This is a genomic window from Bacteroides xylanisolvens, assembly GCF_018289135.1.
Lineage (GTDB): Bacteria > Bacteroidota > Bacteroidia > Bacteroidales > Bacteroidaceae > Bacteroides > Bacteroides xylanisolvens.
In genome coordinates, this window is record NZ_CP072216.1 from 6,407,702 (window position 1) to 6,425,332 (window position 17,631).

At 42.3% G+C, this 17,631-nt stretch carries 13 protein-coding genes; 6 read left to right on the forward strand and 7 right to left on the reverse strand.

Features of this window, described 5'->3' with window-relative positions; translation table 11 throughout:
- Nucleotides 1-6 precede the first annotated feature (6 nt).
- Nucleotides 7-6,048 (reverse strand): DUF3320 domain-containing protein, encoded by a 6,042-nt coding sequence (locus INE92_RS25950; RefSeq protein ID WP_195436291.1) that lies wholly within the window; start codon nucleotides 6,046-6,048, stop codon nucleotides 7-9.
- A 96-nt stretch (nucleotides 6,049-6,144) separates the two neighbouring features.
- On the opposite strand from INE92_RS25950, the gene rpsA reads away from it, so the two are divergent.
- The 6 genes from rpsA (at nucleotide 6,145) to INE92_RS25980 (ending at nucleotide 12,243) form a co-directional block, all read left to right on the forward strand.
- Complete coding sequence (gene rpsA / locus INE92_RS25955; protein ID WP_074909400.1) at nucleotides 6,145-7,944, forward strand: 30S ribosomal protein S1; 1,800 nt, start codon at nucleotides 6,145-6,147, stop codon at nucleotides 7,942-7,944.
- Nucleotides 7,945-8,277: 333 nt separating this feature from the next.
- Nucleotides 8,278-9,216 (forward strand): ribonuclease Z, encoded by a 939-nt coding sequence (locus tag INE92_RS25960; protein WP_044132886.1) that lies wholly within the window; start codon nucleotides 8,278-8,280, stop codon nucleotides 9,214-9,216.
- Nucleotides 9,206-10,747 carry a L,D-transpeptidase family protein gene (locus INE92_RS25965; RefSeq protein WP_229096935.1) on the forward strand — a complete coding sequence of 514 codons (1,542 nt, stop codon included), beginning with the start codon at nucleotides 9,206-9,208 and terminating at the stop codon, nucleotides 10,745-10,747. The genes INE92_RS25960 and INE92_RS25965 overlap by 11 nt, the downstream gene beginning before the upstream one ends.
- A 24-nt stretch (nucleotides 10,748-10,771) precedes the next feature.
- Nucleotides 10,772-11,323, forward strand: a complete 552-nt coding sequence (locus INE92_RS25970; RefSeq protein WP_055236339.1) for an RNA polymerase sigma factor — start codon at nucleotides 10,772-10,774, stop codon at nucleotides 11,321-11,323.
- Between the two features lie 47 nt (nucleotides 11,324-11,370).
- A complete protein-coding gene (locus INE92_RS25975) occupies nucleotides 11,371-11,748 on the forward strand; it encodes a hypothetical protein (RefSeq protein WP_055236340.1) in 378 nt (125 codons plus the stop codon).
- A 27-nt stretch (nucleotides 11,749-11,775) separates the two neighbouring features.
- Nucleotides 11,776-12,243: a hypothetical protein gene (locus INE92_RS25980; RefSeq protein WP_055236341.1), complete on the forward strand. Its 468-nt coding sequence runs from the start codon at nucleotides 11,776-11,778 to the stop codon at nucleotides 12,241-12,243.
- A gap of 218 nt (nucleotides 12,244-12,461) precedes the next feature.
- On the opposite strand, the gene mazG is transcribed toward INE92_RS25980, so the two are convergent.
- The 6 genes from mazG to INE92_RS26010 form a co-directional block, all read right to left on the reverse strand.
- Nucleotides 12,462-13,250, reverse strand: a complete 789-nt coding sequence (gene mazG, locus INE92_RS25985) for a nucleoside triphosphate pyrophosphohydrolase (protein WP_008020955.1) — start codon at nucleotides 13,248-13,250, stop codon at nucleotides 12,462-12,464.
- Nucleotides 13,251-13,287: 37 nt separating this feature from the next.
- Nucleotides 13,288-14,457 (reverse strand): ATP-binding protein, encoded by a 1,170-nt coding sequence (locus tag INE92_RS25990; RefSeq protein WP_008771152.1) that lies wholly within the window; start codon nucleotides 14,455-14,457, stop codon nucleotides 13,288-13,290.
- 135 nt (nucleotides 14,458-14,592) lie between these two features.
- A complete protein-coding gene (locus INE92_RS25995) occupies nucleotides 14,593-15,363 on the reverse strand; it encodes a zinc ribbon domain-containing protein (protein WP_004315848.1) in 771 nt (256 codons plus the stop codon).
- An 11-nt stretch (nucleotides 15,364-15,374) separates the two neighbouring features.
- Nucleotides 15,375-15,962, reverse strand: a complete 588-nt coding sequence (locus tag INE92_RS26000; RefSeq protein WP_008771153.1) for a hypothetical protein — start codon at nucleotides 15,960-15,962, stop codon at nucleotides 15,375-15,377.
- Between the two features lie 11 nt (nucleotides 15,963-15,973).
- Nucleotides 15,974-17,248, reverse strand: a complete 1,275-nt coding sequence (locus INE92_RS26005) for a DUF805 domain-containing protein (protein WP_004315850.1) — start codon at nucleotides 17,246-17,248, stop codon at nucleotides 15,974-15,976.
- A 6-nt stretch (nucleotides 17,249-17,254) separates the two neighbouring features.
- Nucleotides 17,255-17,617, reverse strand: coding sequence for a hypothetical protein (locus tag INE92_RS26010; RefSeq protein ID WP_233476916.1), 363 nt, complete (start codon nucleotides 17,615-17,617; stop codon nucleotides 17,255-17,257).
- Between the last annotated feature and the right edge of the window lie 14 nt (nucleotides 17,618-17,631).

The following is a 17,631-nucleotide window of genomic DNA, read 5'->3' on the forward strand; positions in this document are numbered from 1 at the left end:
CAACATTTAATCCGCAATCGTCACCCGTTCGTTTTCAATTTTGGCATAATTCCTTTTCACGGCTTCGCGAATACCTCTTTGCATGGCAGCGTCTATGTTCGATCCCATACGGGCAAAGCCGAATTGTTGTGCACATGCTTTTATCAAATCTGCCACAGGCAGGCTAATGGAGTCTGTCAACACTTGTCGGATGGCATTGGCTATCTCTTCAGGAGCTATATCTGTCGCTTCCCGCTCGGAAACCGGACGATAAATAGAGTAGGAGATACATTGCTCTCTGTTTTTCCAGCAGAAAACAAATCCTTCATGTTCGGTGCGATAGATATTTAGTGTATCTAAAGCCGTCTCTATCTGTGTTTCTACCCGTGCTCCCAAACGACTGATTCCCCATTCAGACAGAATCTTCTTGCAAAGTAATGATTTGCTGACCGGAGCTTCATTCTCTATAATCTTCCGTATTTGAGAAGTGAGGATAGAATAGCTTTCACTAAAGAAAAAGTCTTCCGGCGAATAGCTGCCTGGAGTGATCTTTGCCGATCGGTACTTTTGCTGTATTCCGCTTTGTGCGGAAGATGCGAAAGCAGTTTGCTTTTCAGAAGTGGCAGGTGATGCTTTGAGTACAAATGAAATTTCATTGTTATCTCTCTCTGCAGTCGGTACTGCTTCTTTTATTGACTCTTCTTTTATTGGCTCTTCTTTTGTTATTTTTTCTTTGTCTGTCGACTCTTTGTTCACAGATTCTTTTTCTGCTGTCATTGGGGCAGAATCAATTTCGGTGGTTGTCGTTGTTTGGGCATTAACCTTTGAACTCTTTTTGCGTGCGATAGCCTCTTGAATAGCAGCTATTACTTCGTCCGGTTTTTCCCACCAGTCCATAGTCCATATCCGGTAGATATCCCAGCCGAGTGCTTTCAGTACATTGTTTTGCACAATTTCCCGGTCACGTGCGGTCTTGGTACGTTTGTAGTTTTTGCCGTCGCAGATAATACCTAATTGATAGTTGGAGGTATTTTCGGTGTCAACGATACCTATATCTATTTTGTAACCGGAGCATCCGATGTCTGTATGCACGGTGTATCCCAATGAACGCAGTTTATCGGCAATGATATTCTCGATGGAGGCTGCTGTTTCCGTTGATTGGGCTGTCACACTGTTGATTGTATTCCTAGTTCCTTTCTCCGCATATTCGAGGAAACGTTTTAATCCGGCTACTCCGATAGAGGAAGTCCGGTTCAGGTCAATCATATCCGATCTTAAAGTGGAATAGATAATCATCTCATACCGGGCACGGGAAACGGCCACATTCAACCTTCTTTCGCCACCTACCCGGTTCAATGGGCCGAAATTCATGCTGACACGTCCTTCCGCATCCGGACCGTAGCCCACAGAAAAGAGAATAACGTCCCGTTCATCTCCCTGCACATTCTCCAGGTTTTTGATAAACAACGGTTCGTCACATTCCAGAGCAAGAGTTTCCAGTTCGGGATGGAAGATAAAGAGGTCGGAAAGTAAGTCTTCTATCAAGGCTTGCTGAACGATGCTGAAAGTCACCACACCGATACTTTTCTTTCTCAATTCCTCGCTTCTCAATCTTCTGGCTATTTCGTCTACCACCGCTTGAGCTTCCGCCCGGTTTTGGCGCGATTTGCCTTTATCATAATAACCGTTGATGTTGACTATCCTGACTTTCGATTCAATGTTGTCCGGAGAAGGGAAAGTCATCAGTTTGTTATCGTAATATTCGGAGTTGCTGAAAGCGATGAGGCTCTCATGTTTGCTTCGATAGTGCCACAATAAATATTTGGAAGGGATAGACAAAGCAAGGCAGTCGTCAAGAATACTCTCCAAATCCTCCATCTCAATATTATCTTCATCTACGGTGCTGACCGAGAAGAAGCTGGTAGGAGGCATTTGTTTCGGGTCCCCCACGATAATCACGTTTTTGCCTCGGGCAATAGCGCCCACCGCTTCATAAGTAGGCATCTGTGACGCTTCGTCAAAGACAATCAAATCGAATTTGTCAGCATCCGTATCAATGAATTGAGCGACGGAAAGCGGGCTCATTAGCATACACGGACACATACGCGACAATAAAGTAGGAATCTGATCGAACAGCTTGCGGATGGATATGCCACGAGCATTGTTGCGGATATTCTTTTGAAGGATGCCCACTTCGGAACTTTGGATAGCTTCGTGAGTAAAAGACGGAATGTTGGAAGCCAGCCGCGCAAACAATTCTTTTTTGGTCGTTTCTTCGAATTTGGCGGATATTTGTTTGTATTTAGCAATAATATCGTTGAAAATTTTGCCGTTGAATAATTCCAACGTGGGTTCTTTGGCAATGATATACTGAATAACCGCCTGGTAGAAACTCTTGTAGAAGATGTCTGTCAGTTGGTCGGTAGGGATATTCTTTTCCTTATATTCTGTCGCGACAAATCCGATTCCCAGTTTATTCAGAGTTTGGTATGCTTGTAACCACTGATACCAGTCTTTGAGTTTGTCGAGGTTATCTTTCCAGGTTTGGGCTTTTGATAGCGCAATCGTTATCCAGTCGGCTGAAGAGGTATAAAGCTCTTCTGTTGATATACCCAACGTGTCGGACAACTTCTTTTCAATGACTGTGAGTGTATCCGACAACTGATACAGTTCATTGAAAGAGTGAGCGTGAATATCTCTGAATGTTTGAATTCTTTCTGTGAGCTGTACAGACAAATTCTGTTTGATTTGTGACACCTTGGCTATGTCCTTTGCATAATTCAGCAAATGCGAGTGAAGAGAAGCCATGTCATTGATAATCTGCTCAATGGCAGTCCAATCCTCATTCTTGCCGAATCGTCCGAACAAAGAGGGGAGTTGGCCGGTGTATTTCTGAACAGCGTCCTCTTCTTCCTGATACCGGATAATCCGGTGGAGTAGCGGTTTGATGTCTTCTGTTTCAATGGTTTTTAAAGCATAGATGTTGATAGCCTTTTTGATTTTTCGCTGACCGAAATATCTGGGAAGGAACCATTGATCGGATACCCGGTTCCATTCGGCTACCATCTGCTTTGCGTTGATGGACAGAATCTCTTTGGTAAATCCTGCCTCTATCTCTTTTCTTTGTTCATCACGTTTTTGCCCATGAACCACCACTTCACGATATTCATTTAGCGTTTCATTCAATAACGGCAGAGTCAGCAATCCCGGAGTCAGCTCCGGAATATCGAGTATTCTCCGGATGATACAGGCAATCGTTTGGAAATCCTTGCGTGTCGGGTGTATATCCGTATCTTTCAGAAGTACGGAAAATACATCCAGCTTCTGCCGGATGATATTTAATAAATCAATGAAAGCGGTAAGTAATTGGGAGGCTTCTTCTTTTCCGGCAGATGAATACTCGGAAATCGAGATGCCTGTTAATGGATGCCGATAAGGGTGTCCGCACGCATTGGCGGTTCTGACTAACGATTCGATAGCCTCTTCCCATTGCGCAAATGTATCTTTGTCTAATGTATCCAGATAAGGTTGTGGAATCTCAAAACAAGGTTCGACGTCTACAGATTGATAATGGATAATGGCGTCGTATAGTGAAACTCCGAACGGATATTCTTTATGCAGGGCTTCAATATACTGATTCAGTTCTGCCCGCAAATTCAGCAAACGCTCCGCTTCCTTTTTGAATTCTTCGGGAGGTGTCTGCCTGATAATTTCCGTTGTTTCTTTCAGTTGTGAGATAACAGCGGATTTCTTTGTTTTGTTGGAATGAATTTCCAAACAGAACGGAGCCAAACCGATAGCTGCCAGTCGGTTTTGAACAACGGAGAGGGCAGCCATTTTTTCCGCAACGAATAAGACACGTTTCCCTTTGTAAAGCGCGTTGGCGATGATATTGGTAATTGTTTGCGATTTACCTGTTCCCGGAGGGCCGTGCAGGATAAAAGTCTTATCGTGTACAGCTTCGTAAATAGCTTCCAATTGCGAAGAATCGGCGATGATAGGCAATACGATGTCCGTTGGCGACAGTTGTTTGTCCATATCCGTTGCGTCTATTTCTTCTGTTGCGGCTTCCCATTCTATCTTTCCGTTGATGAGGCTTGAAACAATTTTGTTCTGAACCAGTTTATTGGCATTATTGTGAATGTCATTCCACATGATGAACTTATTGAAAGAGAAGATGCCTAAGATGGCCTGCTCTTCCACGTCCCATTTGCGTTGGTTTTTGATACTGTTACGAATGATGGAATAGATCAGTTTGACGTTAACGCCGCTTTCATCGGTGGGCAACGGGTCTAATCCCGATACGGTAATTCCGAAGTTCTGGCGAAGCATTTCTAATAACGTAATATTCATCATCGTTTCCTCTTCCCGTGAACGGATCACATAGCCTTTAGCTGCCGATTTACGGATGATTTCAACCGGCATTAGCAGGATGGGAGCGTAGCGGGGACGTTCGCTGGAAGGAGTCTCGTACCATTTCAAAAGTCCGAGAGCCAGATAAAGAGTGTTGGCTCCGTTTTCTTCAATAGAGGTACGCGAGGAACGGTATAGGTGAGTCAGTGCTTTGCCTAAATCGTTTTCGGACAGATAAAAACGCAGTCTTTTCTGTGAAAGCTCCGAGTTGATGAAACCAACCACCGGATCAGACTCCGGTACAGAGGAGTAAATTCCGAAATCCATCGCCGGGCTTTCCCAATCGGCAGGGCGGTGCAGGATGCGGAATTCTTCTCCGTCAGCCAATGCATCTTCCAGACAAGCCAGATTAGCCGGGATCAGTTGGAGCGTGTTTTTGGTAATCCGGATATTCAGCAGGTTGTTGCGAAGGCTCAAGTCCAGCAACCGCCTTTCCCATAACAGTTGTTTGGTGATTACGGTCTGGGTTTCATTGCCCGATAAATCATACGGATTGATACTTTGCGGAGTGGCATGAACGGCACTTTTCTGAATGTTGGTCTCTTTTTCGTCGACTTCCCATACCTGTCCGTGCAAAATACGTTGAGGGATGGGGCGTACATCCGAATATCTCGCTCTCTTGATGTCTATTGCAAGAAGGAAGTTGTTCCCGTCCGCCAACTTTCCGTTTGCTTTCTTCACCGCATCGTCAAAATCGGACGAATGTCCCATATTCATGCAGGTCGTTTCAACCAAAGTAATGTCGTAGATTCCTTCCGCTGTTCTTTTCGTTAATAGAGAAACATCATCAATCGTAGGATCCGGGAAAGTTTCCGGCACCAGCCAGGCGCCTGCAAAGGCATGCCCTTGCGTGATGACGATTAAAGCATTCAGCCCGATTGCCTCCAGACAGGAAGCATAGAGCAAAGCCATATCCAGGCAGGTTCCCAATTTCTGTGCCATCACAGAATCGGCTAACCGGACACGCTGCCCATATTCTTCGAAACTGGCGGGAACGGTACTGTATATAATCTGTTGCTCCGCGATAGCTGTATAGATGGCAGCCATCTGTTTCCTCACCCTGTCCGGAGTGCGGCTTTGATATTCATCGAGAGACGGGTTGCCGGTCCATTGCCCCAGGATGGAAGCAGCTCTTTTGATAATCGGCGAGATAGCCGTATGATTGGGAGTGATGAAAGCAGCCAGCATTTCGGGCAATACGTTGAGTCCGCCCCATTGGTCGTATGCCAGGATGTCGATAGGATATGTTTGGCAGAATATCGGTTCTGCTTCAGCAGTAATTTCAATTTTCAGGTTGCCGGATAAACGTTCGGTCAGTTGTGTGAAGTAGTTGGCGGACAAAGTGAGATTGAATGACGACAGACGGATCGAACCGTTGGCCGGGATCTGTTCAACAGCCATCGGAGCGGCGTTTCCGAAAGTCGGTTCTGTCGTGATTACTACCTGAATGTCCTTCAGTGGGGCAGATGTCGTGTTCTCAATAGAAAGCTGATGAATGATCGATGCTCCGTTTTGTTGTATCGCAAAATTAATAAGCGGTAAATAGTCGCATTGCACCTTGACTTTGTCCAATCTCTCGTCCATGGCAAAAACTGTATAAATTAAAGATTGCAATATTACAAAAAATACGGATATAAATCTCTTTTCTTCTGCCATTCTTTTGTCAATCAAGAAAATATTTCTACCTTTGCGCCCGATTTATAGATAATATAATGTCTTATTTAATTAAAGTATTAAACAATTTTATTATTAATGGAAAACTTAAAGAACGTAGCTCCTATTGAAGATTTCAACTGGGATGCTTATGAAAATGGCGAAACAGTAACCAACGTTAGCCACGATGAACTTGAAAAAGCTTACGACGGTACGCTTAACAAAGTGAACGACCGTGAGGTTGTTGACGGAACCGTAATCGCAATGAACAAGCGTGAAGTAGTTGTGAACATCGGTTACAAATCAGACGGTATCATCCCTTTGAATGAATTCCGTTACAATCCGGACCTGAAAGTAGGTGATACTGTAGAAGTATACATCGAAAACCAGGAAGACAAAAAAGGACAGCTCGTTCTGTCACACAGAAAAGCCCGCGCTACTCGTTCTTGGGATCGCGTTAACGCTGCTCTGGAAAATGAAGAAATTATCAAGGGTTACATCAAGTGCCGCACGAAGGGTGGTATGATCGTAGACGTATTCGGAATCGAAGCATTCTTGCCGGGTTCTCAAATCGACGTTAAACCGATCCGCGACTATGATGTATTCGTTGGCAAAACAATGGAATTCAAAGTGGTTAAAATTAACCAGGAATTCAAAAACGTTGTTGTATCTCACAAGGCTCTTATCGAAGCTGAACTGGAACAACAGAAGAAAGAAATCATCGGTAAACTCGAAAAAGGACAAGTTCTTGAAGGAACTGTTAAAAATATCACATCTTACGGTGTATTCATCGACCTTGGTGGCGTAGACGGTTTGATCCACATCACTGACCTTTCTTGGGGACGTGTTAGCGATCCGAAAGAGGTGGTTGAACTGGATCAGAAGCTCAACGTTGTTATCCTTGACTTCGATGACGAAAAGAAACGTATCGCTCTTGGTTTGAAACAACTGACTCCGCACCCATGGGATGCTCTTGACACTGACTTGAAGGTAGGTGACAAGGTGAAAGGTAAAGTGGTTGTTATGGCTGACTACGGTGCATTCATCGAAATCGCTCCGGGCGTAGAAGGTTTGATCCACGTTTCAGAAATGTCTTGGAGCCAACACCTGCGTTCTGCACAAGATTTCATGAAGGTAGGCGACGAAGTAGAAGCTGTTGTGCTGACACTTGACCGCGAAGAACGTAAGATGTCTTTGGGTATCAAACAACTGAAACAAGATCCATGGGAAACTATCGAAGAAAAGTATCCTGTAGGTTCTAAGCATACTGCAAAAGTTCGTAACTTCACTAACTTCGGTGTATTCGTAGAAATCGAAGAAGGTGTTGACGGCTTGATCCACATCTCTGACCTTTCTTGGACTAAGAAAGTAAAACACCCATCAGAATTTACTCAGATTGGTGCTGATATCGAAGTTCAGGTATTGGAAATCGACAAAGAAAACCGTCGTTTGAGCCTCGGTCACAAACAACTCGAAGAAAATCCTTGGGATGTATTCGAAACAGTGTTCACTGTAGGTTCTGTACACGAAGGTACTATCATCGAAATGTTGGATAAGGGTGCTGTTGTAGCTCTTCCTTACGGTGTAGAAGGTTTCGCAACTCCGAAACACCTTGTAAAAGAAGACGGTTCACAAGCACAGTTGGATGAGAAACTTGAATTCAAAGTGATCGAGTTCAACAAAGACGCTAAGAGAATCATCCTGTCTCACAGCCGTATCTTCGAAGATGTAGCTAAAGCTGAAGAAAGAGCAGAAAAGAAAGCTACTTCTGGCGCAAAGAAAGCATCTTCTGGTAAGAGAGAAGATTCTCCGATGATCCAAAACCAAGCTGCTTCAACTACTTTGGGCGACATTGACGCTCTGGCTGCATTGAAAGAACAGTTGGAAGGAAAGAAATAATCTGAACAGAATATTTTCTGATGAAGGCGCTCCCGGTTGGGGGCGCCTTTTTTTATTCACCACAGAGGACGCAGAGGACACAGAGGGTAGGGAGGATATAGAGAGGGTATAGAGGACAGGAAGGATATGGAGAATACAGAGGGTGTGAAGGCTTGATTTAACAAACTAACGATGGCGATATATTTTATTTATATAAATCTACCCTCTTCTTATCCTCCGCATCTTCTCCATATCCTCCTTACCCTTCTTACCCTCTGCGTCCTCCGTGGTGAATAGAAAAAAAAGTTTCTTCCTTTGCAAGATTGAATCTGAAATGCTTTATCTTTGCATACCATGGAAAAATTTGAGTTACATATATTGGGATGCGGTTCCGCTTTGCCTACCACGCGACACTTTGCGACCTCTCAAGTCGTGAACCTGCGTGAAAAACTATTTATGATTGATTGTGGCGAGGGAGCACAAATGCAGTTACGTCGTTCGCGACTGAAATTTTCCCGATTGAATCATATCTTCATCTCTCATCTACATGGTGACCATTGTTTCGGATTGTTGGGGCTGATTTCTACATTCGGATTATTGGGAAGAACAGCCGATTTGCATATTCATTCTCCACGAGGACTGGAAGAACTGTTTGCACCGATGCTTGCTTTCTTTTGTAAGACTTTGACTTATAAGGTGTTCTTCCATGAATTCGAAACGAAAGAACCGATGCTCATTTACGATGACCGTTCGGTGACTGTGACCACCATCCCTTTAAAACATCGAATTCCCTGCTGCGGTTTCCTTTTTGAAGAGAAACAGCGTCCGAACCATATCATCAGAGACATGGTGGACTTTTATAAAGTCCCGGTCTATGAACTGAACCGTATCAAGAACGGAGCAGACTTTGTAACTCCCGAAGGAGAAGTAATACCCAATTTGCGTCTGACCCGTCCTTCGGCTCTGGCTCGTAAATATGCTTATTGCTCCGATACAATCTATCGCCCGTCGCTTGCCGAACAAATCAGCAATGTAGATTTGCTTTTCCATGAGGCTACCTTTGCGCAGACAGAGCAGGCACGTGCCAAGGAAACTTATCATACTACGGCTGCGCAAGCCGCACAACTAGCTTTGGACGCCAATGTGAAACAATTGGTGATCGGACACTTTTCAGCCCGTTACGAGGATGAATCTATTTTGCTTAATGAAGCGTCCGCCATTTTCCCGCAAACCATTTTAGCGAAAGAGAATATGTGTATTGACGTTGATGGAGGAACTGTGTATGAGAAATAGACGCCTGCTTTGGGGAGCGGTAATCCTGTTCGTCGTTTGTTTGGCAGCCTGTAAGAAAGAGAAACCCCAATCTCCGATACCGGACTCTCTGGCTTCCCTGCAAGAGTTGTTCAACCCTGCTTATCAAATAGATGCCGACAGTATTCGTCTGATGATCCGTTCCTATTTGAACGAAAACCCTATAACTCCCTGGGATTCGGCTTTGTTGGCCCATTATCGGGAAAAAGATGAATTCTTCTGGTTGAATGACTCGCTCGTGTCCGATAAACCTGCCGCACAGGTGGCGGACTCTATGTTGTTCTGGCTGGGAGACATCTCACGGCATGGCATTAACCCGAATCTTTATTCGGTCGATAGCATCCGTGAGAGATTGCAACAAATACGTTCTTTGAAGTTGCAGGAAGGAAAGACAATGAACCGTCTGTTGGCAGATGTGGAATATCAGTTGACAGCCGCATATCTTTCGTATGTGTGCCAGTTGAAGTTTGGTTTCCTGCCTTCGGAACACAGATGGAATGATTCGATCAATCGTATTCCCTTAAAACATTGTGATGTAACTTTTGCAAATGCCGCCCTCGATTCATTGCGTGCAAATCCAATTGCTGCTCTTCGTGGAGCACAACCTTCTTCTCCGCTTTATCGCAAGATGCAGGAAGAACTGGTTCGTGTAAATGCTTGGGGGAAAACGGATACTACGGATTATTACCGGAATCGTCTGTTGGTTAATATGGAGCGGGCACGTTGGCAATATGCATTGGATAAAGGACAGAAATATGTGATAGCCAATGTGGCGGCATTCATGTTGCAGGCAATCAACGAAGAAACGGACTCTATTCTGGAAATGCGTATCTGTGTGGGGAGTGTGAAAAATAAAACTCCTCTGTTGTCGAGCAGGATTTATTATATGGAACTGAATCCGTATTGGAATGTACCTCAAAGTATTATCCGGAAAGAAATCATCCCTACTTATCGCAGAGATACGACCTATTTCACCCGTAACCGCATGAAGGTATACGATAAGAACGGCTTGCAAGTAAATCCTCATCAGGTTAATTGGGCTAAATATGCAGGAAAAGGCGTACCCTATACAGTGAAGCAGGACAATAAAACGGGGAATTCATTGGGACGCATCATCTTCCGTTTCCCTAACCCTCATTCCGTATACCTGCACGATACTCCTTCCCGCTGGGCTTTCACGTTAAAGAATCGGGCGGTGAGCCACGGTTGCGTCCGCCTTCAGAAAGCACTCGACTTTGCTTTCTTCTTGTTGAAAGAACCGGATGAATTATTGGAAGACCGTATTCGCATTGCAATGGATATCAAGCCGGTGAGTGAAGAGGGAAAGAAGCTGCCTATCAGTGCGGCCTATCGTGAACTGAAACATTATAGTTTAGAGAAATATATACCTTTATTTATAGATTATCAGACGGTTTATCTGTCTGCCGATAATAATTTGAGGTATTGTGAGGACATTTATAAATATGATCCGTCTTTACTAGAGGCAATGAACAACCTGAATTTGAAACCATAAATAAACATACAGATACAAGAGATTATGATTCCTTATAACGAACGCGAAGTTCTGGAACTCCTTCAGGAGGAGAGTACACAGCGGAAAGGATTTGAAATGATTGTGGCGCAGTATAGCGAGCAATTATATTGGCAAATCCGCCGGATGGTACTGTCGCATGAGGATGCGAACGATCTCCTGCAAAACACTTTCATCAAGGCATGGACGAATATCGATTATTTCCGTGCCGAGGCGAAACTGTCTACCTGGCTCTATCGCATCGCGCTGAACGAATGTCTTACCTTTCTGAACAAGCAGCATGCTATGACTACCGTGGATATTGACGATCCTGAAGCTGCGATTGTGCAGAAGTTGGAAAGTGACTCCTACTTTTCGGGCGACGAAATACAGTTGTGTCTGCAAAAAGCTCTATTGACTTTGCCGGAAAAACAGCGTATGGTGTTCAACCTGAAATATTATCAGGAAATGAAATACGAAGAGATGTCGGAAATCTTCGGCACATCGGTTGGTGCGCTCAAAGCGTCATATCATCATGCAGTGAAGAAAATAGAGAAGTTTTTAGAAGAAATAGATTAAACCTTTTAAATTGGACGTTGTCTAAGTAAAAGAGAGGAGAAAAACGTATGAAAGAAGAAGATATCCTATTGAAGAAGCTTGGTAAGGAAAATTCCTTCAAAGTGCCTGATGGTTACTTTGAAAACCTGACATCGGAGGTAATGAATAAACTTCCTGAAAAAGAAAAAGTTGTTTTCAAGGAAGAACCTGTCAGCACATGGACAAGACTGAAACCATTGCTCTATCTCGCTGCTATGTTTGTAGGTGCGGCCCTGATTATCCGGGTAGCGTCGACAGATCACAAACCTGCTGCGGTCGATGAAGTGGCGGTGACGGAGGTGGATACTGAAGTCGTATCAGACGAAATGCTGGATGTGGCACTAGACCGCGCTATGCTGGATGATTATTCGTTATATGTTTATTTGAGTGACGCAAGTGTAGAATGATTTATTAAAACTGATTGAATACAGAAAATGAGAAAACTAATCGCATGGGTTGTTTTGTTGTGTGGCTTTATGCCTGTTCTTTGGGCTGCTGACGGATGTGATCAGCATTTATCCCGGGAGGAGTTCAGGGCAAAACAAAAGGCATTCATTACCGAACAGGCAGGATTGAGTAAAAAGGAGGCAGCCAAGTTCTTTCCCGTCTATTTTGAACTCCAGGATAAGAAGAAGAAGCTGAATGATGAATCGTGGGATTTGATGCGCAAAGGTAAAGATGATAAGACAACGGAAGCTCAATATGCAGAAATCAACGATAAGATAGCCAACAATCGTATTGCTGCCGATCAGCTTGATAAGACTTATCTGGGTAAGTTCAAAAAGATTCTTTCCAGTAAGAAGATATTTCTCGTGCAGCGTGCGGAAATGCGCTTCCACCGGGAGATGATAAAAGGAATGAATCGTGGCAAGGATAAAGGAAACGATTCGAAGAAGAAATAAAGAAAAACAGAGCGTCTAACTCGTATGAATAGACGTTCTGTTTGAGTAAAATAGAGGCTCTACTCGCACGGAATAGAGCCTCTATTTTTTTATTTAGACAGCATTGATTTTAAGTATTCTATTTCTGCAATCAATAGTGGAATATCCTGTTTGGCATGTATTATGAACTCCAAATCATCTTTCAATGATGGCATGTAAATCAATGTTACTCATGGGTCTTACAGTCCTTTTTTCTTTGCTTCATTCCAAATAGCATCCATCTCTTCAAGAGACATATCCTTCAGGCTTTTTCCTTCTTTGATAGTATGTTCCTCCAAATAATTGAAGCGACGGATAAACTTTTGGTTGGTAAGTTCCAAAGCGTTATCAGGATTGATCTTGTAGAGACGCGCTGCATTGATAAGGCTAAACATAACGTCGCCGAATTCAGCTTCCGCCTTGTCCTTATCCATATTAGCTACTTCATCCTGAAATTCTCCGATTTCTTCCTTCACTTTATCCCATACTTGTTCACGCTCTTCCCAGTCGAAACCTACATTACGGGCTTTGTCTTGAATACGATAAGCCTTGATGAGCGAGGGGAGGGCAGCGGGTACACCGCTCAATACACTCTTATTGCCGTCTTTCTCCTTTAGCTTCAACTGTTCCCAATTTTCGGAAACTTGTCCTGCTGTCTCTGCTTTTACCTCTCCGAATACATGCGGGTGACGGAAAATCAGTTTATCACACAGTTTGTCGCAAACATCTTTGATGTCAAAATCTCCTGTTTCCGAGCCTATCTTGGCATAGAAAGCAACGTGCAATAATACGTCGCCCAATTCCTTGCAGATTTCTTTCTTGTCATCCCTCATCAGGGCGTCGCAAAGTTCGTAAGTCTCTTCTATGGTGTTGGGACGCAGACTTTCATTGGTCTGTTTGCGGTCCCAGGGACATTTAACACGCAGTTCGTCGAGAATGTCCAGGAAGCGTCCGAAGGCTTCCATCTGTTCTTGTCTGGTATGTGACATAAATATATTTTGTATTAAAATTGTTATAAGGCTATTATTAATAATTCATTCCGAAATTCCAAAGTGGAATAATATTCCCGTATCCGGTTTCTATATCATCTTTTACAATGTATCCTTCTTTGGCTCCGGTTATTTGTTGTTGTCCTTTGTTTTTTCCGCCTATTTCAAATGTTCTTTCTCCTATTTGGAAATCTGAGATTTTGGAAGATATAATATCCTGTTTAACTCGCATTTGGTTATAAAAAAATGTTTCGCGGATATTACCGATATTGGAATTCTCTCTTCCTAATGCATAAATGAGATTAGTATTATCAAGATATATTTTTTCTACTTTGCCCAGACCTCTGACCCCGCCTGTGTCATCGCGAACTTGAGCTATCATCCCCGCTTTCTCGATATAAAGTAAGTAATCGCTTAAATAATTACGACTAACTCCAATGATGTCAGCAAGTTTTTGCATGACAGGCTTAAATGGAACGCTTTTGGCAATAATCATCAACAGTTGTTTCAATTTACGTCCTGTGGAGACATTCATATTAGCATATTGAGGTATGTCATTTTCCATAGTCTGGTTGATTACTTGGTTCAACTCGATTTCAAAAGTGATATCTTTGCTAAACGGGTAATAGCCGTGTTGTATATATTCAGCGAATAGCGGAAGTGGATGTGCTATTCCCGGAATTTCAACTTTATGTTCCAGTATCTCTTCTAATGTGTAGACTGGTACATGAATTTGATGGAACATACTTAAATATTCTCTGAAAGACAGCCCTTGCATTTCATAGATGGGGGCACGTCTGCTTAAATCTGCCGTTCCTTTATAAATATCCAAAATAGAGGAACCGGTGAAAAGAACTTGCATATCAGGATAAGAATCGAATATCTGCTTCAATTCACGAGACCAGTTAGGGTATTTGTGTATTTCATCAATAAATAGGTGCTTGCCACCTCGTTTGCTGAATTTGTCTGTTAGGTCAATCAGGGAATTATCGGCAAAGTACATATTGTCTGCTGAAACATACAATGTGTCTTTCGGATTCATGTTCTGCTTGATATGTTGAAGGAACATGGTGGTTTTACCTACCCCGCGTGGCCCAACAAGTCCGAGCATATGGCTATCCCAGTTTATTTCAGTATACTTGTATCGGATGAAATCGGTACTTGTAGCTTTAAGGAGTTTATTGAAGTTTTCGTATAATCTGTCCATGGTTGGTATATATTTATATGCAAATATACGTCAATTGCACAACAAAAGTGCAGAAAACTATAATTTTCTGCACTTTTGTTGTGCAATTGGTAAGGCTAATCAAATGAAAATGTCTTCTTGAGGGATTTAGTTGGCTCAATCCGTTAATAATTCCGCTTGTATATATAGAATATAGCTGATTATCCAAAACTCAATAAAAGAAATAATTGTATTAGTCATACTAAATTCATCTTCTGATATTAGAGCGGCGGCAGATATAACTATGATTAGAGATGCCAACATTCCCCATCCTAATTTATTTAATAGTCCGTTGAAGTGTCGGATAAATTGGACTCCAATTATGGTTGATGTAATAAGCATACCTAATATAACAAAAAGAGAGATAAGTATTCCAATGTAATCTTCGTCTGCAATAGAGATTAAATCCATACATAAAATCAAAAAAGATACTACTACAGTGATTATAATATTGGTAATTAATAAGCCGCTCATGGGTTTGGTTTGTTGTTTCATCCCTATATATAAGGCGTAAGCGAATATTATATCGACCAAGCCAGACAATAAGTCAGCCACCCATTCTGGAATATAGGTTGCCCACTGCATGATTTGTAGCCATTTGTGTGGATTGGTAAGGTGGCATACTCCACTTTGATGTGACATTGAAATGAATGTCGCAATGACTCCTGTCCAAAATAGGATTAGGACAAAGTCAGAAATGGGAGTTTTTAAATGATTCACTTCTGTTTTATGATTATTTGAATCCCTTTGAAAGGACACTTCTGTAGTGGCTTGATTTTTTGTATTGGAAACTGAGTCTTCCAACCATTCTCCGCAGTGCCTGCATTTCTTTGCAGTTGCTTGTATCTCTTCGCCACAGAAAGGGCATTGTTTGGTATTGTTTATCATGTTTTCAAGTTTTATTTTATTCTTATCAGTTTAATAACTCCATCTGTTGCATCGAACGACATATTGTCTCCTTTAATATTCACATTCTGGTAACAGTCTTCGTTGTTTTCGTTTTCTGAATACCAATTATAGAGATGTTCTTTCAATTCTTCTATTGATTCTTGAATGAGTGATTGCCCATAGTTTTTAATAAAACTTTGTGCAAGAGATTCGGATAATCTATCTGCGCCCGGGAAACTAATCCCCTCAAAAGTGACTTTCAGAGTCGACAGGTCGTAAGTGAAATAGATGTCACCGACTTCTATCTTCCATGTACCTTCAATGATACTTTTGCATTGCATATTATATTCTTGTCCGTCTTCAACTTCTCCACATTCGGTGAAGTAGGTTGTTTCTTTTAAGTCTCCTCCAGGAATACTCCCTTTCACAGAACCGAAATCATAATAGGTTTTCTCTTTGCATCCGTCTTCTTCGACTATGCGGATGCTTTCCCATGTGCCGCACGCTTTTTTTGCCATTTCCATATCGTTGCATGAGGTGCAGAAGATACACAAAAGAGATAATAGAGTGAATGATGTAAGTAAGTTGTTATGTTTCATGATGGTAAAATTTAATTCGTTGTAATGGTAAGTCCGTTGGCATAGCTGACGTTATATACGAAATTGGGAGATATGTTGTGAAAACCATCGAATACAACCTGATACTCTTTATTTCCCAAATTATGAAACTCTTCTATTTGTACTTCGTCATGGGGCAAATAGTTGTCGAATATCTCAAACCATTGGCTGTTGAAAACAACTTTGCGTTTTTTAAGACATTCTATTGCTGTATGCCCCAAGTCACTCTCGGTGAAATCACTCCTGAAGCTCCTGTTGCCACTTGCGTATGCCTGTAATAGTCGAGAGAAGTTTGAGAAATCGAATTGTTGCAATAACCATTTAAATTCGGTATTGGAGATGACAAGTAAATCGTCATTTTCTACAAGTTCTTCGGTGAGGGTTAGCAAACCTTCTCCTTTGTATCCTTTAGTTATGGCTTGTTTCATGTTGTAGCAGAAGGTATAAATGGCATAATAGCAAGAGAAATCGTGTATAATGCGTTTTTTTATTTCCGCATTGTTTCCGCTATTGATGCTTTGCCTGTTTTTTGAATAACCTATATTGCCCAATGTATCCACTCCTGCGGTGTCTCCGTCAAGAGTCCAATCGCTGTGTTGAAGTTGAGGCATTTGGAGATGGTTGGCAGATTTGAAATAGGTGAGTACAACCAGAATGGCTACAACTACTATCGACGCATTGAGCACAATTTTGTCGGTAATGGTTAAAGGAGTGGAGGCGTTAGCTGCATTTCCTTTCTTGCACAGCAGGAAGAGTAGCCAAAAGATACCGACTAAGGGGAGGAGGACAATCAGAAACCACCATCCGCTTTTTCCAATGTCGTGCAAGCGACGTATACCGATGGCGAGTGAAGGAATGGTGAGAGTCAGTGAGACGATTGTGAATAGCCAACCATAGCCGAGGCTTTCTCCAAATAGTTGGAAGTCGATTCCCGATAATATATCTATGCATGATGCGGCAATAGCTATGATGTTGTAGAATAGGATGTAAAGCCAATATTGCTTTCTTGTGGCCATTCCGTTAAAGTCGGCATATTGCTTGCATATGACACGGATGAAATAGTGGGATAAGAAAGAGGGCTGTGGGGTCTCTTTGTTCTCGCAGCTTGTGGCATCTTCTTCTCTTTGTTCGGTGCAAACAGGGCAGGCAACCATTTTCTTAGTTACCGTTTGCTTTTCTTCTAACCATTCACCACAGTATTTGCATTTTTTGGCTACAGCCAAAATCTCTTCTCCGCAAAAAGGGCATTTTTTTGTTTCTTTTTCCATAGTATCTTATTTCTTTTGAAGTGAAGAAATTGTATATAAAACATTTTTTTTCTCATTGACAAAGAATGAAACTTTCACGCTAAACGTTTTTTTTCCTTCATTATTACGGAATTGATAGGTGAAGTTGGTTCCATCTATTCTTTGAATGGTATATTCCCCAATTAATGATTTGTTATCAGTACGTAATTGTTCCAGATATCTTTTCCCTGCATTTATTTCCGGACTGTTGCTATCCGCCATTTCTTGATATACCGTTCCGGTGAATTTGGCACCCAATTTTGTTTTAATTCTATTGTAGGTGTTCAAATCAATTTCTCCTTTGCGTAGCCTTTCTTGTGCTATACGGAGTTTGCTTGCATTGGCTATCATTTCTTTATATACCT

Excerpts from the sequence above, each read along its gene's own strand:
- INE92_RS25950 (WP_195436291.1), bottom strand. The coding sequence starts at position 6,048 with ATGGCAGAAGAAAAGAGATTTATATCCGTATTTTTTGTAATATTGCAA.
- rpsA (WP_074909400.1), top strand. The coding sequence starts at position 6,145 with ATGGAAAACTTAAAGAACGTAGCTCCTATTGAAGATTTCAACTGGGAT.
- INE92_RS25960 (WP_044132886.1), top strand. The coding sequence starts at position 8,278 with ATGGAAAAATTTGAGTTACATATATTGGGATGCGGTTCCGCTTTGCCT.
- INE92_RS25965 (WP_229096935.1), top strand. The coding sequence starts at position 9,206 with ATGAGAAATAGACGCCTGCTTTGGGGAGCGGTAATCCTGTTCGTCGTT.
- INE92_RS25970 (WP_055236339.1), top strand. The coding sequence starts at position 10,772 with ATGATTCCTTATAACGAACGCGAAGTTCTGGAACTCCTTCAGGAGGAG.
- INE92_RS25975 (WP_055236340.1), top strand. The coding sequence starts at position 11,371 with ATGAAAGAAGAAGATATCCTATTGAAGAAGCTTGGTAAGGAAAATTCC.
- INE92_RS25980 (WP_055236341.1), top strand. The coding sequence starts at position 11,776 with ATGAGAAAACTAATCGCATGGGTTGTTTTGTTGTGTGGCTTTATGCCT.
- mazG (WP_008020955.1), bottom strand. The coding sequence starts at position 13,250 with ATGTCACATACCAGACAAGAACAGATGGAAGCCTTCGGACGCTTCCTG.
- INE92_RS25990 (WP_008771152.1), bottom strand. The coding sequence starts at position 14,457 with ATGGACAGATTATACGAAAACTTCAATAAACTCCTTAAAGCTACAAGT.
- INE92_RS25995 (WP_004315848.1), bottom strand. The coding sequence starts at position 15,363 with ATGATAAACAATACCAAACAATGCCCTTTCTGTGGCGAAGAGATACAA.
- INE92_RS26000 (WP_008771153.1), bottom strand. The coding sequence starts at position 15,962 with ATGAAACATAACAACTTACTTACATCATTCACTCTATTATCTCTTTTG.
- INE92_RS26005 (WP_004315850.1), bottom strand. The coding sequence starts at position 17,248 with ATGGAAAAAGAAACAAAAAAATGCCCTTTTTGCGGAGAAGAGATTTTG.
- INE92_RS26010 (WP_233476916.1), bottom strand. The coding sequence starts at position 17,617 with ATGATAGCCAATGCAAGCAAACTCCGTATAGCACAAGAAAGGCTACGC.